Here is a 19,626-nt window from a genome sequence, read left to right as displayed (position 1 = left end):
CTATTACCTCCAGTATGGCACCCTTGCCTCTACAGCTTTCCTGTACATGCTATCAATTTCACTTTCATCACCGAGCATATCTTTTATGTCGAAATAATCATTTTCCCTTAATAAGCAGGTCTTGAACTGGCCATCAGCCGTGAGCCTCAATCTGGTGCAATGTTTGCAGAAATCTTTATTTCGCATGGGTTTTACAAATTCTATCTTTACTTCTCCATAATCGGTTTTAACTGTGTATCTCTCCCTGTTATGCAATGGATTGTGCTCCACATCCATAGCCTGTTTCTGTATTCTCCTTTCTATGGGTTCAAGTGGAACGTGATATTTAAGATACTCCTCACTATGCTCCTTTTCCCTGTTAGCCTCGAATTCTATTAACTGCAGGGTAGAATCATTTTCAGCACAGAATTTTATCATTCCATCAACCTGATCCTCATTGATATTTTTCATAAGCACAAAATTAATTTTTATAGGCCCAAGACCCGCATCCCTGGCAGCCTGTATTCCCTGTTTTACTATGGGAAGAAAGTTTTTCTTTGTGTCTGTTATAAAATGGAAATTGTACTCATCTATTGCATGCATAGATATATTTACCCTATCCAGCCCGGCCTCTTTAAGTCCCTTTGCCAGTTTAGGAAGTTCCACTCCATTGGTTGTTAATGAAATATTTCCGGTAATATGCTTTCTGGTCCTCCTGACAATTTCCAGTATGTCTTCCCTTAAAAGCGGTTCGCCTCCTGTAAATTTAATTTTATTTACACCGTGGCTTGCTGCTACAGCTACAACATTTTCAATCTGTTCTGGAGTCATATATTGCATGCTCCTTTCTGTTCCTTCCATGTGGCAGAATATACAGTGAAAATTGCATATGGCATTTAACTGGATTCTCATACTATTTACTGGCCTGCCAAAGTTATCATAAAGCAGCCCTGAATGCACACTGTTTAACATATAATTTCATATTGCCTGAAAAGTATATAAGCATTTCTTAATGCTTTGATCCAAAAAATGTATAAATATCCGGGTTATTAGTTTTCCCTCCATCTGACAAGTATTCTGGCAAGTATAGTATAGATTACCGTTTCAATTATCATTATGTAAAACATGGAATTCATAGGAACTGAAAGCCCGAATGCACCCTGGGCAATGACTGCTGCTGGCGTTGTAGGCGAAAGTGCTATAATGTATAAAAATGACTTTGGAACATAACTGTATGGATAGAATGTTGGTGGCAATATGCTTGTGATGATGGTCAATATACCGGTTATGCCCCATATATTCCTTAAATGTTTAATAGAACCTGATATTATAAAGGATATAGATGTGGTAGATATTATCAATAAAACCATAACCAGCAACATCATTGAAGAATCGTACAGGTTGAAAAGATGGTAAGAGAGCCCGAGATAAATATACAGTATTATTCCAGGTACAGAAAAAACCAGATAGCTCAGTGTGAAGGCAGCCATATAATCAAATGGAGAAACTTTGCTCGGAACATACAGATCCTGGATTCTCAATTGAAGCCTGAAAAAGGCTGAATCTCCAGCACCGGAAAGGCCTACAGAACCAACAAATGCAATCAACCCTCCGACAATAGCAAATTTAACCAGGGCCCCATGGCTCAATACAAATACAAGAAAGAGCAAGGTTAAAGGTGTTGCCAGTGAAGCAATCAAATAGGAAGGGCCCCTGAAAATAGTTTTGATTCCATAATACCATGCCATTGACAGTATAAATCTAAGATTCAAGGTCAACCCCCCTTGTTATAAATAAATCCTCTATTGATATCTGCTTAATCGAATAATAAAGATTTTCGTATCTGTCTAAATCCGATTTATCCACATATTTTACATATATATTTCCAATTCTATAGGACCCCTGCATCTGCTCCTTAGATTCTATCCTGACTTTACCCCTTAAATCATAGAGGAGTTCATCTGCAGTTCCTGACCCGATGAATTTTCCCGAGTCCATCATGTATATTTTCCTGGATAACTCTGTAGCCTCTTCCATATAATGTGTCGTAAGAACAACATTTCCTGTAAGCTCCTTTATTGCACCCCATGTTTCCATTCTGGATAAGGGGTCAAGCCCGGTTGTGGGTTCATCTAAAAATACAGTTTCAGCATTGTATCCCAGTGCCATAGCAACAAACATTTTTCTCTTCATGCCTCCGGAGAGTATATCAGTTGGGACATCCATCTTATCTCCCAATCCAACAACCTTCAAGGCCATTCTGGATTCCTGCCTGGCTGAATGGAAAGAAAATCCCTTCCCTGTAAGATATAAAAAAACCTGCTCATATGCTGTAAGTATTCCTATAGGAGACGCTTCCTGTGGAATGCTTACTATTTTATTTCTGATTTCTTTAATATCTTTATTAATACTGAGCCCGTCGATGAATGCATCACCGGATGATGATTTCAGCTGTGTGGATAATATTCTCAAAAGAGTTGTTTTCCCTGCTCCATTTTTGCCAATGATTGATACTATTCCACTATCCAGATCCTGGGTTATATGATCGAGGGCTCTCTGGTGTTTGCCATATTCTTTTTCAAGCTCCCGGATTTGAATCATCCTGGGCTATTAACATGAATAATATAATATATTGCATTTCGTAGGGTGACCTGTTATACAGCAATCATGGGCAGAAATTCAACTATCAGGCTCTATTATTAAAATTTATAACATGCTATCTTCATTTTCAATTATCTTTTTTGTTATCCCAGCGAAAAATTTCCTTGTAGGCTCATAATTTTTTACAGTGTGCCCATACACAGAGAGAGGAGTTACGGAAATATTATTTTCCTCCATCAATACGTAGTAATCTGTATTCCTGTCCTGCGTTTTTTCTACGGTATTTCCCAGCCAGTAGTAATCCTTTCCATTGGGGTCCACATTATGCTCAAGATAATCATGGAAAACATTTTCGGCCATGGGGACAACCTTGATTTCTGTCTCATCTGTAATCTGTGCAGGAAAATTAATATTAAGTATATCTGCGTTTTCAGGAAATCCAGATTTTTTAAATTCTTCTATAATATATCTTGAATACATTCCAGCCTTTGAAAAATCAGGCCCTTCATTACCATTTATCTGGTCAGTAACCATTGAAAATGCGATGGACTTTATTCCCTTTAATGCAGCCGCAATTGCAGCAGATATAGTTCCGCTGGCATATATTGATCTGAGTGATATGTTAGAGCCTATATTAATCCCGCTTGCTACCAGATCTATCTTTTTGCCCTTTAATATAATATTCTGTGCTACCGTGATTGTGTCAGCAGGATAGCCTGATACACAGTATCCATTAATTCCATATGTTTCCAGTGATTGTATTCTCATAGGCCTTGTAAATGTTATACTCATTCCAGAAGCGCTTCTCATGCTATCCGGTGCAACCATTACGGCATCATCCACCATGGATGCGTTTTTATAAAGCTGCTTTATGCCAGCAGCATTAAAACCATCATCATTTGTAACCAAAATCATAATGCCATAATATACCCATATAATATTTAATAATTATTGTGCATATATTGCTGGAAAAGTGGAAAATTTATCCAGGAACCACAAATAAAGCATTGATCATGGGGGCTCCGGGAATAGCAAGTTTAATTTATGTGGCATAGCCATTTGAAGCATTTTCAACATAGTCGATCGGGCAGGATTGGTCGTGAATTTAATATTGCAACCGGCAATGAGGCTTCATTTTCATATATAAATGCGGGCACGTATCTAACATGTTAGAGGAACACTTAAATATAACATAGGGATAATATATTATGGAACCATTTTTATTTAAGTCATATGATAAAATATTAGGGATTGCCTGTGATATTGAAAGCCTTATAACTGAATTACAGTGTGTTAGCAATTATGATTATGATGCAGCCAGTTACCACATTATAAATGGGCATATTTCTATGTGGTTAAATTATATGGGTTTTCCTGAACTTGCTGAAAATTTAAAGACAGCCAGATCACCTGATGAAGCTATAAGGATTCTAAAATCTTCTCAAAGATGGAAAACTAGAAGTCCAGAACATGCAGGAAAACACCAGAGAAACATGAAGCAAAAAATGGCTTAATTATAATTTATTATATTTAATTCATGGTTAATTGTCATGCCGGTCTAGTATACATTGAAGTGCATTATTGTAATCCTCAGCATTTTCTGTTTTCATTGCTTTTTAAAGCATTTACACACAATTGTTATCGCCAGCTGCAGATATTGTGTCATTGAATAGTGGTTTTATGGGGTTGTTTACCCTCATCAATGCGCTTTTAACAGTGAACGGGTCATCCGGGCATCCATAATCGGTGCTGGATTCTTCATTATATAATGTGCATTGTTTTTTCTCATATTTTATGCTAAAATCTTTCGTCCCTGAATATTTTGCAAGTACAATTTTAATTCCCCCCGGTTCTACTCCCGTCCAGCCGCCTTCCAGTACAGAATACTTGCTGCCACCTGATAATGTGTAAAGAAAAGCCACAAGCAACCTGGAATCTGAATTTTCTATAACTGCCAGGGGAGCATTATTGGTTCTGGCCGAAACGTTAGCCAGTGGTTCCGGTTCAGTCACGAAATCAACATTGAAATTTTTATAATAAAGCGGATAGAAAGCGTCACCGAATGCATATATCTCAGAAACTTTATTGTTCTCTGTAATTCCCCTTAAAAGTATAAATGATCTTGTGGTACTGCCTGTGTTTTCAAAATTCCACTGTATTATTCCCTTTGCTTTTTCATACCATGTATAATTGACCTTTACCGGATTCTCTATCGCCTGTTCAGAAATAAGTCCCGCTATTCTCATAAATAATATAACAGAATTATACTATAAAAATGTTAACTGTTAAATACGTTTTGCGTAATAATTAACATGAAAGTATATCCTTTGACTTTCCTATTTTGCCAGATAAACTTATATTTAATCCTCCAATTATTGCCGGCTTAATGACCCATTAATAAATAGATGAAATTATTAATAATGTAGTTATTGCCAGTTTAATGGCTTATAAGGGATTGGATTCAACATGGTTTCCCGTTGTTCTGGGAACATTATCTGTTTCACTTGCGTTTTTTATCATATACCTTGTTTTTCACAACGTATTAATTTTTAACATAGGAAAAATAATATATTTTATCGTCCTGATATTTTTTGCTTTTGTATTTGCCTCATGGATTTACAGATATATAAAAAATAAAAAACTTATAAAAGAGGATTATAATGACATGACAAAGTTAAGCTTTCTGGCATTTCTGGGCATATTTTATTATGCCTTTGCCTTTTTCTATGTCGCATATGTAGGGGTAAACGCATTTGTGGCATACCTGTTTTATTATCTTCTTTTCCTCTTTTATATTCTGGTACTGGTTATCAATATAATACTTAATTATAATTTATATACAAATAAGTATAGCTTTGACAGGATAACGTATGCTATTCTTGTTCCAAACGTTGTTATGAGTGCAAATATAATACTTACATCCATTATGTTAACTCCACCAATGTCCGGGTACTATAACACAACAATTCTGCGTACAGTTTATTTTATGGTTATGGTTGCATTTGGGATATCCTTTTTCCAGTTTCTTTTTGTTGGGATTTCAGCATATATTTCACATATAAGCAATAAGCCAAATTATCTTCAGACCGTTCCAGCAGCAATGATTCCTGTGGGAGCTTCAAGCATGCTAATAATAAATATTATGTTCATGCCCCAGTTTAATTACATAGGAATTTTCAACGTCCCACTAAACCTTGCAATAGACATTTCCGTTATATTATGGGGATTCGATTTATTTCTCTTCCTTGTTTCCGGCGCTATAGCGATTACCCACATAAAGAAGAGGCAATCCATGACTGTATGGGCTTATGTTTTCCCTGTTGGTGTATCCACATTCGCAGATTACATGATTTACGACTACACGAAACTGGAAATTTTTGTGTATTCAATAATTGCATTTACCGCAGCCCTTATAATTTTATATGTATATTCCTGGATTAATACATATTTTATAACAGGCAGGCCGGTTAAAAAATAATATATAATGGTTAAAGATAAATGCCAGATGGAAAATAAAAAAATTGATTTCAGTGAATGGTACAATGAAATTATTGACATTGCAAAATTGAGCGATAAGCGGTATAACATTAAAGGAATGAATGTCTGGCTCCCCTATGGGCTTAAAATAATACACTCCATAGATTCGCTTCTCAGGGAATACTCGGATGATGGCGGGATAGAAGAGGTGAGTTTTCCTGTATTAATCTCCAGAGAACAGCTGGAGGTTGAGTTCGAACATGTCAAAGGGTTTGAAAACGAGATATACTGGGTGACAAAGGGCGGAACCACACCACTGGATATAGACCTTGCACTAAGGCCTACCAGCGAGGCTGCAATGTATACAATGTTTCCACTCTGGATTAGATCCCACACAGACCTCCCATTCAGAATATACCAGATAGTAAATGTATACAGATATGAGACAAAGCACACAAGGTCATTTATCCGTGTCAGAGAAATCCATTTTTACGAAGCACATACAGCACATGTGGATTTTGAAGATGCAGAGAAGCAGATGGATGAATACTTAAAAATAATGGAAAGGCTCTCAGATGACCTGTGCATATATTTCTCAATGGATGTCCGGCCTGACTGGGATAAGTTTCCAGGGGCTATGTATTCAGTTGCATTTGACACGCCAATGCCAGGGTATAGAAGCCTTCAAATAGGGACAATACACGAATACGGTGAAAATTTCGCTAAAAATTATGGAATAAAATACCTGGATGAGAATGGTGATATGAAATACGTTTCACAGACAACTTTCGGACTCAGTGAAAGGCTTATGGCAGCTGTAATAGGAATCCATGGAGACGATAAAGGGCTTGTATTGCCATACAAACTTGCACCGGTTCAGGTAATAATAGTGCCCATACCTTCAGATAATTACGATGAAATAATTGAATATTCAAACGGAATTAAATCAAAGTTGATGGAGATTGGAATCAGGTGCCAGATTGATAACAGCGATTACACACCGGGCTACAAATTTAATGAATGGGAAATGAGGGGAGTTCCTGTGAGAATAGAAATAGGAAAGCGGGAGGTAAACGATAAAACACTTACAATTTCATTAAGGACAAGAAAGAAAAAGATAAAAATTGAGTTAGAAGAGATAAGCAATATGTACCAGTACCTGAAAGAAGTAAATTTCGATATTAAATCAAAAGCATCGGAGTTTTATATGGCAAATAAAATATTCATTGACAGCCTGGAAAAAATAAAGGAAGATAAAATGGTTACTGCATACTGGTGCGGTTCAAAGGCTTGCTCTGACGAAATAGAATCCTTATCGGAAAAAGCGGCTCTAGGTGCAGTGAGGAACGATAATACCTCTGGTCCGTGCATTGTATGTGGCAGTCCAGGGAAACTATCCGCGTTTTCGAGGACATATTAGGATGATCAAATTAATTTTCTTTGACATGGATGGAGTACTTACAGTAGAAAAGAGCAGCTGGTTCTATGTGAATAACCGCCTGGGCATAAACAACAGGGAAAATTATTTGAAATATATAAGTGGAAAGCTTGATTACTACGATTTTTTCAGAATGGACATAGCTGCATGGCGCGAAAAATATCCAGAAATCACCATGGAAGAGATAAAAGGCATACTGGATGAGATACCCGTAATACCGGGGATTGAAAAATGCATGGCATACCTGAAGAAAAATAAAATTATATCAGTAATTGTTTCGGGAGGCATCTCATGGCTCTCAGACAGGCTTAAAAACAGTTTTGGAATTGATGAAGCATATGCCAACAGGATTTTTTCTGATCATGAGGGCAAATTAATTCCTGAGGGTGAGGTACAGGTAAATCCAATGAGAAAGGATATAGTAATGGAGAAAATAATGGCAGAGCATAACGTATCTCCTAAGGATTGCATCGCTCTCGGGGATTCGGAATCAGATTATTCTATGTATAAAGCTGTGAATAATTTCATTGCATTTAATAGTGATAGCGATCTTCTGTCCAGAGTTGCTAGAATAAATTTGAGTGGCAATATAGATTCGATTATCGATTATATAAATGAATAAAAATTCCGGATATATTTGGATATGTTAGAAATTCCACATACCAGGTTAATAGCAGTTAAATCCGCATATAGGAAATACGGGTATAACCTGCTTGCTGAATAAGTAAAAGCTATACTGGATAACTGGAATATTCTCACAGCTAAAGCCAGTGAGCTTTCTATCAAGGGATCAAAAAGAAATATGACGAGAAGTTGTTTTATATTTTTTATTTATTTTATATTAAACATAATCTATATTATGATAATTTAGATTATGATAATACAAATTATTAAAATGGAAATATTTATAACATTATAAATCATCTATAACTATGTTCATAGGAAGGAAAAATGAAATAAATTACTTAACTAGCCAATACAGAAACAATGAAAGCTCATTAATATTGATATATGGGAGAAGAAGAGTTGGAAAAACTGCATTAATAGAAGAATTTATAAAATCAAAAAAATACATTTATTTGCTTGCAACGCAGCAGGATATAAATATTATAATAAGAAATTTTTCAATGGAAATGGCCGAATTTTTTCATGATGATATAACCTACAGAAATCCATTAACTAACTGGGATGATTTATTTAAATATTTAATAAAAAATTTACAAAATGTTGATGAGAAAATAATATTTGCGCTTGATGAGTTTACATATTTAGTAGCAAAGGACAAATCTATACTGTCAATTTTGCAGAAATATTATGATTTATATTTTAAAGATATGAAAATTTTTATTATCATAACGGGGTCATTGATGGGAATAATAAACGATAAAATATTAAGTTACGAATCTCCATTATATGGACGGAGAACCGGAAATATATTGCTAAACGAAATGAATTTATGGGAAATTAAAGATTTTTTTCCGTATTATAGTGTTCAGGACCTGATTAAAATTTATTCGATTACCGGTGGACTTCCATATTATTTAAGTGCATTAAAAAATAAAAAGTTCAATGATATAATAAGTACCGTTATTAATAAAAATTCAATTTTTTATAATGATGCATTTTTTATATTAAAAGAAGAACTGAAAGAACCTTCAAAATATTTCAGTATATTGAATATAATTTCAACCGGCCATAATAGAATAGGCGAGATTGCATCATTATTAAATACAAACAGCGGAGAGATCACCCAGTATCTGGACAATCTCATTAAACTCGGAATAATAAGCAAACGCAAACCATTTTTCAGTAATGAGTCAAATAAACAAAGCATATATAAAATAAATAATAACTATTTCAATTTCTTTTTTAGATATATTTTTCCATACCAGAATTTAATAGAAATAGATAATTACAATGTATTATTGAATATAATAAAAAATGATTTTGATTTTTACACATCAAAGATTTTCGAGGATATCTCAAGAAATATACTATTTAAATTTGGCAAAAACCTGACCGGGGATAATATAACAGGCATAGGAACATGGTGGGGGAAAAATAAACTGGAAAATAATGGAAAAAATGAGGAGGAAATTGATATTATAGCTTTAACTGAAGATAAAAATATTATTGTGGGAGAAGTTAAATGGAGAAATAAACCCTTGAAAATTGAAGTGCTTTATTCGTTGCAAAATAAATCTGTTTTTATTAAACCTTATAAATATATATTATTTTCAAAATCTGGTTTTGATGAAAATTTAACTAAACTATCTGAAATAGATAAAAATATAATATTAGTAGATTTAAATAAAATAGGTGAGTTGTTTAATAGCATCCCGGATTAAAATAATCTAAAAAACCAGATATTGATATAATAGAAAACATATTTCACTCGACTAACAGTAAATTCAAAATCTAGATGGAATATATATTTTAGCAAGCACGGAAAATAATTATAATTTCATCTGTTCCATGAGTTCAAGTGTGAGTATTGTAATTCCAGCCGCGCCCCTTACAAGGTTATTGCCAAGTATTACCATTCTCAGATTCCTATCAGTGTATGAAATTCTGCCAACATGGACTTCCATGCCATTATATGTATCTATTGCGTTCTGTGGCCTATCTGCCTCATTATGTACAACTATGGGGTGTGCAGGTGCATTGTAAAGCCCGTTGAAACCTTTCAGGGGTGAAAAATTATTCAGGTTTTTAATAAGTTCTTCTACATCAACACCCTTTTTTATTTCCATGTTAAGGACACCCATATGTCCTACCTTTACCGGAACCCTCACAGAGGTTACAGACATTCTGATATTCTTTCCGTTGATTTTTCCATCCTGCACTGTTCCATACATTTTTGAAATTTCTGCTGGTATCTTCTCTTCTTCTCCATGGATATAAGGTATTATATTGTCATCTATGGACATATATGGCAATCCGGAAAATCCCGCACCACTTATGGCCTGCATTGAAACAAGTGAAATTCTATCGTAATCAAATCCTAAAAGTTTGACCAGTGGCATTGCCATTATTGCAGATGTGCAGTTTGGATTTTTTACGAATTTTGTATCTTTTCCCTCCAGTATCCTCAAATGTTCAAAATTTATTTCAGGATTTATGAGTGGTATATCCTTAGAAAGCCTGTATGGAGATGCATTTGAAATGACATTTATCTCGTTTTTAACAAGTTTTAATTCTACAGGTTCAGCAGCCTCTGGAGGAAGCGCTGAAAGTACATAATCAACATCCTTATTGTCCTCCGGTGATGTGGATACAAGCTTCATGTCGCGAAATTTTTCGGGTATGCTTCCGTTCTCTATCCATTTTACAGTTTCTGAATATTTTTTTCCAATACGGGAATCAGAAGCGCTTAGCTTTACCAGTTCTATATATGGATGATCTGCCAGAAGTTTAATCATTTTTTGGCCAACCATGCCAGTTGCCCCGAGAAGTGAGACTTTTATTTTATCCATAATGGCGCCTCTTCGAAATAGTTGCTGTGCTTTATCAGATCTTCATCTACAAGAATGGAGAGTGAAAGAGAATCCATATGATACAGGTGGTCTTTTCCAATTTTAGAAATTATATCCCTGCTTATAGACGGGTCAGAAAGTCCGTGCCCTATAAACACAAGCATATTCTTTCTATCTTTCCTTCCATAATTTGTCATAGCAACGCATTTAATGCTATTCACAGGTTTTTTTGTTATGCGGGTTACACTATCTACATAAAGTGATTCCACAGTAATGTTTATATCTGTTCCAAGAACTGGCATAAAGGTTTTGTAATTAAAGTTCTTAACTCCAAAATATGACATTTTAAGGACTTCACTAAGTGAAACTTCCGCAAGCGTCCTGGAATTTTTGAATAATTTCGGGTCTGATGTCATTATTCCGGGCACGTCTGTAATTATTCTAACATCGCAATTAAGTATGGAAGCTAATACCATAGCTGTATAATCGCTGCCCCCGCGCCCGACTGTTGTTATATTTCCTTCAATGGTAGTACCATAAAATCCAGGCACTATGGTGAAATCTCCGAAAACGCAATTCTCTATTTTTCTGGCCGTTTCATCCATAAGGCAACTTGAATCTCCATAATTGTTATCAGTTACCAGCAAAGGTTCTATTATATACGAAGCATTAACCCCGTTGTCCTTGAAGAAATTATAAAGAAGCAAGGTTGACATACGCTCTCCGTATGATATTATATGGTCACGCAAAGAAGGAGAATTTTCCTGAACAACTAATTTTTTCAATTCTTCCCTTATCCCTGCAAGGGTTGATATTATATTGCTGTCAAGTTGTATCATATCTGTATGCATGTGGTAAATACTGTCAATAATACCTGTATTTTTTGTTTCGTAGGCTTCTATCAACATATTCGTTACATTCTTCAGGGCGGATGTAACAATAATGCAATTATGGCAGTCTATCAATTTTTGTTTTATAAGGTTTAAATCCTCCTTATTTTTCAATATTGATCCACCGATCTTTACAACTTGCATTTTACCACTTTCATTTTGTATGACTCTTCAGTATTAATATTTTTCGAAATCAGTATATAACGAAATGAGGGGCAGTAATTTAATATACAAAATTTGAATAAATAAAGTGAAAAATATTATTTTTTGACCATTAGGCTACCCATAAATTCGGAAAAATCCATAACATTTTCATCATATGCCAGATTATTGTAACATAATGGACATATTGTAATTACATTATCAGATTTTGCTTTGAGATCTTTATACCTTTTCATAGAAACTTTTTTTGCTGTATCAGGGAAAAGCAATTCGTCTGGCCCACCGCAGCACATTGTTGATTTTCCGCTCCTCTCCGGAAGTTTTATCTCTGCCACAGAATTTAATATGTCAATAGCCTTAAAATTATTATTATGCAATACAATATGGCAGGGTTCCTGAACTGTTATATTGCCATTAAATTTTCTGTATTCAAGATCGAGCAGGTCTGTGTAATAAACTACCGGAATTTTAAAGCCTTTCACAACTTCGGGGTAAACATTCTTGAAAATATCATAGGTATGAGGGTCTATAGCAATAATTCTCTTCACACCCTTTTCTTTAAGCAAGTTATATACAGTTTCCGCATACTCCTTGAATTCCTTTGCATATCCCAGTTCATGCAGGAACATACCAGGATACGGCTCTTCAGCACCCAGGTAATTAAACTTCACACCGGATTTCTGAAGCATGGAAACGATATTTTTTAAATCCCCATTCATCTTATCCCTGAGTTGCTTATCATAGAAATGCCGTGAAAATTTAATAAGTGATATATGCTTTATCATTGCAGATGCTATGTTCATTGTAAAATTCTCGTCAATATATTTCCTAACTTTGTTGATTTTCCTTGTATATGGCATCATCTGGTACATTTGCCCTGTAATCAGCATTGTGCTGCTGTCATCAAATTTAATGCCCTCGGCCCATTTGGCTGATTCCTCCTTCAACCCCAAGGGGTTTCCGTATTCCATTATGCTGCTTTTTATCATTTCAGCCACAGGATTCTTTTTGCCCTTATTTCCGGAAGCTACAAGCTCCCTCATAAGTTCACTTACGACCCCTGCATTTACCCCGGCAGGGCATACGTTAACGCAGGCATAGCAATCAAGGCAGGAATAGAAAGAATTTCCCAGTTCAACCCCTTCCGAATTTTCTTTTAATGCAAAATCAGCCAGGATTACCCTGCCTCTGGCACCGAATACAGAATTATACCCATCTGGCTCAAGTGTAGGGCACACACTTTCACAGAATCCACAGCTTATGCATTTATCTGTAATTTCCTCTATCTGCTTAATCAGGTTCATAAAATATCTTCCCCCTGTTCAGTATATTGTTCGGGTCAAACGCTTTCTTTATCATTCTCATTACTTCAAGCGTGTATAGAGAATTTCGTTGCTTATACTCCTCGTAAAGTAGCTCATTTTTTTCTGTTCCAATTCCATGCTCAGCAGAAACCGATCCGTTGTGCCTTATAGCTACCCCGGCTATATCCATCTGGAGTTTCGCCATCTTTTTTCTGCCCTCTTCTGTATTGTCCATAAATATATTTGCGTGAATGTTTCCATCCCCTATATGTCCAAAAAGGGTGGTTTTTAATCCATCAGTTCTGGCAAAGCCCTCTATTTCACCAAGTGCATCTGCCAGCTGGCTTGATGGTACAATTACGTCTCCTATAACAATTAGCTGGTTGCTGTTATCTCTCTGTTCCAGAAGGGCAGAATATGCGCCTTTTCTTGCTGCGTATATCTCATCCATCCTTTTCTGATCCCTTATTACTATTACATCCTCCGAAAATTTGCCCATTATATCTTTTGCCGAAGCAAGCTTCCTTTCTAAAGCCTCCGGGGGGCTGTCAATATCAACCATCAGAAGGTACTGTGCGTATGCAGGTACCTCAATTCCCATAGCCTTTTTGATTGAATTTATCGTTGGCAGGTCCATGAATTCCGCTATTATGGGTGTAATTCCCTGGCTTTTTATTGTATCCATGGATTTCCCAACAGATAATATATCACGGTAAAACCCTATAATTTTTGCAGTGGCTTCAGGTAATGGCTCAATTTTTAATACCGCTTTTGTGACTATTCCCAGCGTACCCTCGCTTCCTATCATCAATGCAGTAAGGTCATAGCCTGCACTACGTTTCAGTGTGTATTCCCCGGTTCTTATAATTTCCCCTGTTGGGAGAACTACTTCCATGCCAAGCACCCATTCCTTTGTGGCTCCATACCTTACTGCCCGCAGTCCTCCTGCATTGGTGGATAATGAACCGCCTATTGTTGATGCCCTTGAACTGGCAGGGTCAGGAGGGTAGAAAAAATTATGCTTTTTAAGTTCCATATTCAATATATCTATCCTCACCCCTGGTTCACATACCACATACCTTGAGGATAAATCAAGTTCAAGAATTCTGTTTAAATTCATGGTGCTTATAATTATTCCGTCAAAGCTTTCTACCGATGAACCGGTGAGTGAAGTGCCACCGCTTCTTGCAGTAACATTGACTTTATATTTATTGCATATTTTGAGTATGCTGGAAATCTGGCCTGCATTTTCTGGAAGGCAAACAGCCAGTGGCATCTTTCCCTTAATGTATGACGCATCCTTCATATATGGTATTAATTCTTCCTTAGTTGTTAAAACAATATCCTTTCCAAGTTTATCTATCAATTCCTGGATAACACTTTTACCTGATATTTGCATGATAAATGTAAAGCCTGCTAACTAATAATACTTTCTTATTTCCTGGTCTTATTCGCAAATATTTATATTTTCATGAGGCTTAACCAGTACAATGGAATCCAATACGGTTGCTGATTTTGTATATAAACACAATAATATAAAGGGTGCCTATATGGTATTTATAGCTTCCGCCAGCGTATTTCTTGATGTCTGGGATTTAACTTCATTCGGCTTTGTCCTTGATTTTTTTAAGGCTGACCTCCACCCTGTTGGATTCATGCTTGGCATATCAGTAGCTGCTGCCAACATAGGTGCCATTGCTGGCGCTATTTTTGGCGGGTACCTCACCGATAAATTTGGCCGGAAAAGGCTTTTAATGTATAATATGGTAGTATTCATTATATTCGCATTTTTAATCGCCATTTCTACTAATATATTTGAATTTACATTATTCAGGCTCATAATGGGCTTTTCCATTGGAAGTGATGTTGCAACCGGATTTTCATATATTTATGAATATATCAGCAGGAAACAGAGAAACCGTTATTACTCATTATGGGCATACAGTTTTTCAGTTGTTGCGTTAATAGCCATTGCCTCTGTATTTCTTCTATATCACATAATACATAATGATTCGGTCTGGCGTTATATATTTGTCATAGGTGGTATATTCGCAGCGATAATACTCTTATTAAGGTCAAGAATGACTGAAACCCCGATCTGGCTTTATGGAAATGGAAAATACAAAGAAACCCATGATGTCATAAAGCACGTTTATGGAGAGGATATAAATATAAACCAATCCGGCCAGAAAACTCATGTAACCCTGAAAAATCTTATTTCATTATTCCACAATCGCCTTAACAGGGAACTGGTTTTTGCCTTTTCCCTGAATGGCATAGTCGGATTCATAGGCTGGGGGTTCGCATTTTATATTACATACATGCTGGAAACCTTAAAGCTGTTTACATTTTATCAGATACTGGGGGCTGATGCTGTAATATACAGTTTTGGTTTTGCCGGCGCAATAATTTCGCCTGTACTGGCTAAGCATTTAGGCATTTACCGTGCATCGGTAATTCCTGCCATAATCGCTGCAATAGCAATATTTGCACTGTTCATAACATTCGCTGGAATTCTGCCTGTATATCTTGTGATTCCATTTTCAATAATTATTATCTTTATGAATTATTCAGGCCCTATGGCTTATAATGCGGTACTCAATGGTTTTATCCCCACATCATTACGTGGTATAGGCAATGGCTGGAATTACATGTTTAATAAAATTACAGAAGCCGTAAGCGGTTTAACAGGGGGAGCCATTCTTGTTCTTGTTGGATTAAAATTCAACACTATTATCCTGTTCATAATAGTTGCAGTTTTTACAGTTATAGCAGTTTATACAGGAAAGTCAAAATATTTTAAAAAAGGCTATGCCTCTGACCTCCAGACTTCGCCTGAGGAGTAAACTTCCTTTTTCCATATTGGTGGCAAAATTTTTATTTTGTCTATTATAAATTCACAGGCATGAAATGCACTATCCCTGTGTTCAGATGAAACAGCTATGCCTATAGAATCCTCACCAACATTTATACGCCCTATTCTCTGAATCACAGCTACATTGATTACCGGATATTTTTTCTGTGCGTCTTTTATTATTTCCTGTATTTTTTTAATTGCCATCTCCTCATATGCTTCATATATCAATGCGATAATGTCATCAGAAGTTTCATCTATTGATCTAACTGTTCCGTAAAACGTGACGATGGCGCCAGCCTTATCATTTTTAACTTCATTTACCAGTGTTTCATGGTCTATTTTTTCTTCCTGTATTTTGATCATTACTATAATAATTGCTAATCAATATTAATATTTTTGATTGGCATCTAGTGTGTTGCATAATTCATTCTAATTTAATAATTATCCCATGATAAATTTAAAACTTAAAAGGAAAACCCCTATATCGTGAAATATAGGGGCGATTTGCTTTGACACCACAAATCAATAATAAAATAAATAGAAGTATAAAAAGGTACTGGATTGGCTCAAACAGGAGATGGGAAAAGTATAATGAATCACTTGTAGACAGAGTAGAATACCTTACAGATTTATCCTTCATAAAGGATTATGATACTTTATTGGAGGAAAAGAATAATGGTAAAATAGGCCATCCATACAAAGTACCCGATGCATTGATAATGTATTTAGCCAGATTAAGATCCATATTCAATATACCTTTTAGAACACTTGAAGGCATGTTAAGATCCCTAGCAATTATAGCTAATATAAAATCAATATCATACAGTGAAATATTCAGGAGAATAAGGAGAATAAAACCAGATCTGAATAACAATATTAATAATAAACTGGATTGCATTATAGATTCTACTGGATATAAGATAACTATCAGAGGGGATTATTTAGGCCATAAATGGCATAAGAAAAGGAAAGGATGGCTCAAATTGCATGTGATAATATCAATGAAGGATGTTAATGTATTATCATTTACAATTACAGATGAGCATACTCATGATTCTAAGGCTGCAAAAGTATTATTGAATAAGATGAAAAGCAATATTCTAAGGATATTCGGGGATAGGGGATATGATTCCAAACATATCTACAATATGTTTGGATATAATGCAATAATACCTCCCAGGAAGAATGCTTCCACTAAATCCAGAGGTTCATCTGCAAGGGCTAAGATTGTAAGATTTATAAAAAAGAATTCCATGGAACAGTGGAAGGAGAACAATAGCTATGGTAAAAGGTGGATTGTAGAAATATATTTTTCAGGATTAAAAAGAGTAATGACAGAGGTAATTAAAGCTAAGAAAATAGAGTATATTATACAGGAACTGGCTCTTAAGGTTGTTAATTATAATATAATGAGAGGGATGACACATGCCTATTAATTATGCAACACACTAATTGGCATCTTATTTTTTAAATTCACTCTCCATATCCCTGAGCAGGCATTGCAGTACAGAATGGAATTCTCCCTCACGGTTATTGATAAGCTCTATTATTTTTGCTTTGCTAATCCTGGAGTACGAATAATAATATCCTCCCTTTTCAAGGATATTTTTCTTTTTCGTTACAATTCCTGTTCCAACAAGCCTCTGAAGGGACCGGAATACCGTTGTCCGGTCTTTGTGTACCTTCACTGCAACCTCATCAAGTGTTGCCCCTGTTTCATTATCAAGGGAATAAAGCACAGCTACATCTGCTGGCGATAGGTCAAAGAAATATTCAAACATGTCCCTGCATGTTGCATTTTCGTCCAGTATCTGGTTAAATGAACCCATATATACTGTATAACAAATTTCTATATAACGGTATTGTATTGTTTATACAATATAATACAATACAGTTAAATATTTCTTTATAATATAGTAACAATAACATAGCTATCAGATTAGCTGTGCTAGTGGTAGGGTAATTAAAATGGAAAACAATAATGTATTTGGCAAAAGTTCAGGAACCAGCGGACCTGTAGAGTTGAATGATGGAAATTTCCAGTCATTCGTAAGTTCATCGAAGTTATCAGTCATAGATATGTGGGCAGCATGGTGTGCTCCGTGCAGATACCTATCTCCTGTAGTTGACGAACTTTCAAAGGAATATGCAAATGTTGCCAACTTCGGAAAGGTAAATGTGGATGAAAATCCCGTTACATCAAGAAATTACAGAATAGAAAGCATACCTACAATACTGTTCTTTAAAAACGGAAAAGCTGTTGATATGTCAATAGGCGTTGTACCCAAGGAAGTTCTGGCACAGAAAATTAAAAGCCTGGCATGAATGTGATATCATGGATTCCTATGATACCATAATAGTTGGCGGTGCTTCTTCCGGCCTATCTGCAGCAATTTACGCTGCAAGGCAGGGCATGAAAACACTTGTAATAACAAAGGATATAGGCGGGCAGGCTTTGCTGACAACAGATATTCAGAACTATCCTGGCTTTGATATGATCGGCGGATTTGAACTGGCAAATAAGTTCAAGGAACAGGCAGAGCATTATGGAACAGAATTCGTGTACGATGAAGTTTTAAAGATTTCAAAGGAAGGTGATAAATTTTCCCTGAAAACAGCAGGCAAAGAATACTCTTCCATGTCCTTAATACTCGCATTCGGAAAAACTCCAAGGGACCTTGATGTAAAAGGTGAATCCAGATTAAAAGGGCATGGCATTTCATACTGTGCAATCTGCGATGGTCCGCTTTTTAAAGGTAAGGAAGTCGCAGTAGTCGGGAATGGGAGCCATGCACTAGAAGCACTTGTATACCTTTCATCGGTTGCCGGAAAAGTTTATTATATTACCAATGCTAAAAAGCTGTCAGGAGAGGATGAACTTCTACAGACCGTTAATAGCATAGAAAATAAAGAAATATACTTTGATAGTGTGCCTGCATCGATTAATGGTTCAGAATCTGTTGAATCCATTACTTTCCAGAACAAATCCAGCGGGAACAATCAAACAGTAAAATTATCCGGTGTATTTGCGGAGAAAGGGTATATTGCTAAATCTGAATTTGTCAGGAACCTGGTAGATCTGAATGAGAACAATGAGGTAGTTGTCGATAAATACTGCAAAACTTCTACAGATGGAGTATTTGCATGTGGCGATGTTACGGATACGCCATATAAACAGGCTGTAATCTCTGCCGGCCAGGGAGCTATAGCAGCACTTTCTGCATACAATTATGTTCAGAAGAGAAAGGGTAAAGTTGCAGCAAAAAGTGACTGGAAACTTATAAAAAATTAATTGTATTTATTTTTTTATTTATGTAAATTTATCTTTTATCGAGAATCTATTCCACATTGTAATTAAAATCAAAGTTATGGATAAGTATGTGATTTCACCAACTATTCAGCTTTAACTTTAAAGGTAGAAATATCTTTATAATTCCCTGTC

Annotated in this window: 20 protein-coding genes; 9 read left to right on the top strand and 11 right to left on the bottom strand. The window is 35.7% G+C overall.

Annotation, left to right across the window (positions count from 1 at the left end; translation table 11 throughout):
* Window positions 1–3: 3 nt before the first annotated feature.
* The 4 genes from moaA to surE all read right to left on the bottom strand — a co-directional run bounded on the left by moaA (window position 4) and on the right by surE (window position 3,495).
* Window positions 4–951, bottom strand: a complete 948-nt coding sequence (gene moaA / locus fad_RS05635) for a GTP 3',8-cyclase MoaA (protein ID WP_009886247.1) — start codon at window positions 949–951, stop codon at window positions 4–6.
* A 77-nt stretch (window positions 952–1,028) separates the two neighbouring features.
* On the bottom strand, window positions 1,029–1,751 hold the full coding sequence (locus fad_RS05630; protein ID WP_081142527.1) for an ABC transporter permease: 723 nt from the start codon (window positions 1,749–1,751) through the stop codon (window positions 1,029–1,031).
* Window positions 1,741–2,580: an ABC transporter ATP-binding protein gene (locus fad_RS05625; RefSeq protein WP_081142525.1), complete on the bottom strand. Its 840-nt coding sequence runs from the start codon at window positions 2,578–2,580 to the stop codon at window positions 1,741–1,743. Before fad_RS05625 ends, fad_RS05630 begins: the two co-directional genes overlap by 11 nt.
* A gap of 105 nt (window positions 2,581–2,685) precedes the next feature.
* A complete protein-coding gene (gene surE, locus fad_RS05620; RefSeq protein ID WP_009886244.1) occupies window positions 2,686–3,495 on the bottom strand; it encodes a 5'/3'-nucleotidase SurE in 810 nt (269 codons plus the stop codon).
* 293 nt (window positions 3,496–3,788) lie between these two features.
* Here surE and fad_RS05615 point away from each other — a divergent pair, with 293 nt between their 5' ends.
* On the top strand, window positions 3,789–4,094 hold the full coding sequence (locus fad_RS05615; RefSeq protein ID WP_081142523.1) for a hypothetical protein: 306 nt from the start codon (window positions 3,789–3,791) through the stop codon (window positions 4,092–4,094).
* 111 nt (window positions 4,095–4,205) lie between these two features.
* On the opposite strand, the gene fad_RS05610 is transcribed toward fad_RS05615, so the two are convergent.
* Window positions 4,206–4,826, bottom strand: a complete 621-nt coding sequence (locus fad_RS05610) for a hypothetical protein (protein WP_009886242.1) — start codon at window positions 4,824–4,826, stop codon at window positions 4,206–4,208.
* Window positions 4,827–5,020: 194 nt separating this feature from the next.
* Between fad_RS05610 and fad_RS05605 the strand changes: the two genes are divergently transcribed.
* From fad_RS05605 to fad_RS05585, 4 genes are all read left to right on the top strand, one after another.
* Window positions 5,021–6,058, top strand: coding sequence for a TDT family transporter (locus tag fad_RS05605; protein ID WP_081142521.1), 1,038 nt, complete (start codon window positions 5,021–5,023; stop codon window positions 6,056–6,058).
* A gap of 27 nt (window positions 6,059–6,085) precedes the next feature.
* Window positions 6,086–7,477 (top strand): proline--tRNA ligase, encoded by a 1,392-nt coding sequence (gene proS / locus fad_RS05600; RefSeq protein ID WP_196795581.1) that lies wholly within the window; start codon window positions 6,086–6,088, stop codon window positions 7,475–7,477.
* Between the two features lies 1 nt (window position 7,478).
* Window positions 7,479–8,117, top strand: coding sequence for an HAD-IB family phosphatase (locus fad_RS05595; protein WP_009886239.1), 639 nt, complete (start codon window positions 7,479–7,481; stop codon window positions 8,115–8,117).
* A gap of 310 nt (window positions 8,118–8,427) precedes the next feature.
* Entirely contained in the window at window positions 8,428–9,843 is a 1,416-nt protein-coding gene (locus fad_RS05585) for an ATP-binding protein (RefSeq protein WP_081142515.1), read from the top strand.
* A gap of 108 nt (window positions 9,844–9,951) precedes the next feature.
* Here the strand turns inward: fad_RS05585 and asd are convergent, their stop codons facing one another.
* The 4 genes from asd to fad_RS05565 all read right to left on the bottom strand — a co-directional run bounded on the left by asd (window position 9,952) and on the right by fad_RS05565 (window position 14,726).
* Window positions 9,952–10,974: an aspartate-semialdehyde dehydrogenase gene (asd, locus tag fad_RS05580; protein WP_081142513.1), complete on the bottom strand. Its 1,023-nt coding sequence runs from the start codon at window positions 10,972–10,974 to the stop codon at window positions 9,952–9,954.
* Window positions 10,959–12,005 (bottom strand): amino acid kinase family protein, encoded by a 1,047-nt coding sequence (locus tag fad_RS05575; protein ID WP_081142511.1) that lies wholly within the window; start codon window positions 12,003–12,005, stop codon window positions 10,959–10,961. Before fad_RS05575 ends, asd begins: the two co-directional genes overlap by 16 nt.
* A 116-nt stretch (window positions 12,006–12,121) precedes the next feature.
* A complete protein-coding gene (locus fad_RS05570; protein WP_081142509.1) occupies window positions 12,122–13,327 on the bottom strand; it encodes a (Fe-S)-binding protein in 1,206 nt (401 codons plus the stop codon).
* Window positions 13,314–14,726, bottom strand: a complete 1,413-nt coding sequence (locus fad_RS05565; RefSeq protein ID WP_081142507.1) for an FAD-binding oxidoreductase — start codon at window positions 14,724–14,726, stop codon at window positions 13,314–13,316. Before fad_RS05565 ends, fad_RS05570 begins: the two co-directional genes overlap by 14 nt.
* A 91-nt stretch (window positions 14,727–14,817) precedes the next feature.
* On the opposite strand from fad_RS05565, the gene fad_RS05560 reads away from it, so the two are divergent.
* Window positions 14,818–16,173, top strand: a complete 1,356-nt coding sequence (locus fad_RS05560) for an MFS transporter (protein ID WP_081142505.1) — start codon at window positions 14,818–14,820, stop codon at window positions 16,171–16,173.
* Here fad_RS05560 and fad_RS05555 read toward each other — a convergent pair.
* Window positions 16,137–16,547, bottom strand: coding sequence for a molybdenum cofactor biosynthesis protein MoaE (locus fad_RS05555; RefSeq protein WP_081142503.1), 411 nt, complete (start codon window positions 16,545–16,547; stop codon window positions 16,137–16,139). The genes fad_RS05560 and fad_RS05555 overlap by 37 nt on opposite strands.
* A gap of 146 nt (window positions 16,548–16,693) precedes the next feature.
* Here fad_RS05555 and fad_RS05550 point away from each other — a divergent pair, with 146 nt between their 5' ends.
* Entirely contained in the window at window positions 16,694–17,620 is a 927-nt protein-coding gene (locus tag fad_RS05550) for an IS5 family transposase (protein WP_081142501.1), read from the top strand.
* Between the two features lie 24 nt (window positions 17,621–17,644).
* Here fad_RS05550 and fad_RS05545 read toward each other — a convergent pair whose 3' ends face one another.
* Complete coding sequence (locus fad_RS05545) at window positions 17,645–18,013, bottom strand: helix-turn-helix domain-containing protein (RefSeq protein ID WP_081142499.1); 369 nt, start codon at window positions 18,011–18,013, stop codon at window positions 17,645–17,647.
* A gap of 139 nt (window positions 18,014–18,152) precedes the next feature.
* On the opposite strand from fad_RS05545, the gene trxA reads away from it, so the two are divergent.
* Together trxA and fad_RS05535 are read left to right on the top strand one after the other, a co-directional pair.
* A complete protein-coding gene (gene trxA / locus fad_RS05540; protein ID WP_081142497.1) occupies window positions 18,153–18,509 on the top strand; it encodes a thioredoxin in 357 nt (118 codons plus the stop codon).
* A 10-nt stretch (window positions 18,510–18,519) separates the two neighbouring features.
* A complete protein-coding gene (locus fad_RS05535) occupies window positions 18,520–19,476 on the top strand; it encodes an NAD(P)/FAD-dependent oxidoreductase (RefSeq protein ID WP_081142495.1) in 957 nt (318 codons plus the stop codon).
* Window positions 19,477–19,626 lie beyond the last annotated feature (150 nt).

This window comes from Ferroplasma acidiphilum (genome assembly GCF_002078355.1).
Lineage (GTDB): Archaea > Thermoplasmatota > Thermoplasmata > Thermoplasmatales > Thermoplasmataceae > Ferroplasma > Ferroplasma acidiphilum.
This window is presented reverse-complemented; position numbering and strand designations above follow the sequence as displayed.

Coding starts and splice junctions, on each gene's coding strand:
- surE (WP_009886244.1), bottom strand. CDS start 3,495: ATGATTTTGGTTACAAATGATGATGGTTTTAATGCTGCTGGCATAAAG.
- fad_RS05545 (WP_081142499.1), bottom strand. CDS start 18,013: ATGGGTTCATTTAACCAGATACTGGACGAAAATGCAACATGCAGGGAC.
- fad_RS05560 (WP_081142505.1), top strand. CDS start 14,818: ATGGAATCCAATACGGTTGCTGATTTTGTATATAAACACAATAATATA.
- fad_RS05570 (WP_081142509.1), bottom strand. CDS start 13,327: ATGAACCTGATTAAGCAGATAGAGGAAATTACAGATAAATGCATAAGC.
- fad_RS05535 (WP_081142495.1), top strand. CDS start 18,520: ATGGATTCCTATGATACCATAATAGTTGGCGGTGCTTCTTCCGGCCTA.
- trxA (WP_081142497.1), top strand. CDS start 18,153: ATGGAAAACAATAATGTATTTGGCAAAAGTTCAGGAACCAGCGGACCT.
- fad_RS05585 (WP_081142515.1), top strand. CDS start 8,428: ATGTTCATAGGAAGGAAAAATGAAATAAATTACTTAACTAGCCAATAC.
- fad_RS05565 (WP_081142507.1), bottom strand. CDS start 14,726: ATGCAAATATCAGGTAAAAGTGTTATCCAGGAATTGATAGATAAACTT.
- fad_RS05555 (WP_081142503.1), bottom strand. CDS start 16,547: ATGATCAAAATACAGGAAGAAAAAATAGACCATGAAACACTGGTAAAT.
- fad_RS05605 (WP_081142521.1), top strand. CDS start 5,021: ATGGCTTATAAGGGATTGGATTCAACATGGTTTCCCGTTGTTCTGGGA.
- fad_RS05610 (WP_009886242.1), bottom strand. CDS start 4,826: ATGAGAATAGCGGGACTTATTTCTGAACAGGCGATAGAGAATCCGGTA.
- proS (WP_196795581.1), top strand. CDS start 6,086: ATGGAAAATAAAAAAATTGATTTCAGTGAATGGTACAATGAAATTATT.
- fad_RS05575 (WP_081142511.1), bottom strand. CDS start 12,005: ATGCAAGTTGTAAAGATCGGTGGATCAATATTGAAAAATAAGGAGGAT.
- fad_RS05625 (WP_081142525.1), bottom strand. CDS start 2,580: ATGATTCAAATCCGGGAGCTTGAAAAAGAATATGGCAAACACCAGAGA.
- fad_RS05615 (WP_081142523.1), top strand. CDS start 3,789: ATGGAACCATTTTTATTTAAGTCATATGATAAAATATTAGGGATTGCC.
- moaA (WP_009886247.1), bottom strand. CDS start 951: ATGTTAAACAGTGTGCATTCAGGGCTGCTTTATGATAACTTTGGCAGG.
- fad_RS05595 (WP_009886239.1), top strand. CDS start 7,479: ATGATCAAATTAATTTTCTTTGACATGGATGGAGTACTTACAGTAGAA.